The sequence below is a fragment of the Isoptericola sp. NPDC060257 genome, from assembly GCF_042726645.1.
Lineage (GTDB): Bacteria > Actinomycetota > Actinomycetes > Actinomycetales > Cellulomonadaceae > Isoptericola > Isoptericola nanjingensis.
Genome location: NZ_JBHXAW010000485.1, coordinates 1 through 1,588, shown reverse-complemented (window position 1 = coordinate 1,588; position 1,588 = coordinate 1). Strand labels below are relative to the sequence as shown.

The following is a 1,588-nucleotide window of genomic DNA, read 5'->3' as shown; positions in this document are numbered from 1 at the left end:
CCCCGCAGCTGTCCGCCGCCACCACCGACGAGCTGAAGAGCATCGCCACCAACCCCGAGGCCGGTAACCACGACCCCGTCCAGAACGGTGCGGCCGCCGGTGCCACCATCGGCTTCGTGTTCCCGTTCCGGCTCATCGGTGACCTGCTCAGCTTCCCCGCCCTGCGCGACGCCACGCTCTGCCTCATGGACCTCGACGCCGACCGGCTGGACCGGGTGGCGGGGGCGGCCCGCGAGCTCGTGGACCACCACGGCCTGCCCACCGTCGTCGAGCAGACCACGGACCGGCGGGCGGCCCTCGACGGTGCCGACTTCGTCATCATCACGTTCCAGGTGGGCGGCGTGGAGTCCTACCGGCACGATGTCGAGATCCCGCGCCGCTACGGCGTCGACCAGACCGTGGGCGACACGGTCGGCCCCGGCGGGGTGTTCCGGTTCCTGCGCTCGGTCCGCGCGTACCAGGACATCGCGGACGACGCGCTGGAGGTCTGCCCCGACGCGCAGTTCATCAACTACGCCAACCCGATGGCGATGGCCACCGCCTACCTCAACGCCCTCGGGCTGCGCACGGTGGGCCTGTGCCACAGCGTGCAGGGCACCACGCGCATGCTCGCCCGCACCCTCGACGTCCCCTACGACGAGGTCTCCTACCGGTGCGCGGGCATCAACCACCAGGCCTGGATCCTCGAGCTCCGCCGCGGCGCCGAGGACCTGTACCCGCGCCTGCGCCGGGTCATGGCCGAGCGTCACGTCCGCGGCCGGGCGGCCGCCGACCTGCTCGCCGACGACGGCGACCACTCGGACGCCGCGCTCGCCGCCAGCACCTACGAGGGCGGCAACGAGCAGGTGCGCACCACGCTGATGAACCACTTCGGGTACTTCGAGACCGAGTCCAGCCACCACGCGTCGGAGTACGTGCCGTGGTTCCGCAAGGACCCCGCCACGACGCTCGAGTACCTCCCGGAGCGCTGGGACTACTACGAGATCTGCTCCTCCCACGACGAGCAGGGCGACGTGGACGAGCAGCTCGAGCGGCTCAAGGCCGACCTCAGCCCGTCGGTCGAGTACGGGGCGTCGATCGTCAACGCCGTCGTCACGGGGGTGCCCGCCGTCGTGTACGGCAACGTGCCCAACGCGGGCCGGGTCATCACGAACCTGCCCGACGACGCCTGCGTCGAGGTCGCCTGCCTGGTGGACGCGAACGGCGTGCAGCCGACGTCGTTCGGGGAGCTCCCGCCGCAGCTCGCGGCGATCAACCGCACCAACGTCAACGTCCAGACGCTCGCCGTCCGGGCCGCCCTCACCGGCGACGTCGAGCACGTGCACCACGCCGTCGCCCTCGACCCGCTGACGTCCGCGCACTGCACGCTCGAGCAGGCCCGCGCGATGACGGACGAGCTCCTCGAGGCCCACGCCGCGCTGCTGCCCGCCGCGCTGCGGCCGGCGTCGTCCGCGTCGTCGTCGGCGTCCACCCTCGAGCGCGACCCCGTCCTGGCGCGCTGAGCCCTCGTGGTGCCCCGGCGACGCGGCCGGGGCGCCACCCGCGGGGCCGCGCCGCGGCCCCCACGCGGGCTCGGATACACAAAGGC

At 73.0% G+C, this 1,588-nt stretch carries 1 protein-coding gene; it reads left to right on the top strand.

Going from position 1 to position 1,588, the window contains the following annotated elements:
- Positions 1-8 precede the first annotated feature (8 nt).
- On the top strand, positions 9-1,502 hold the full coding sequence (gene melA, locus ACFWEK_RS21530) for an alpha-galactosidase (protein WP_430555363.1): 1,494 nt from the start codon (positions 9-11) through the stop codon (positions 1,500-1,502).
- Positions 1,503-1,588 lie beyond the last annotated feature (86 nt).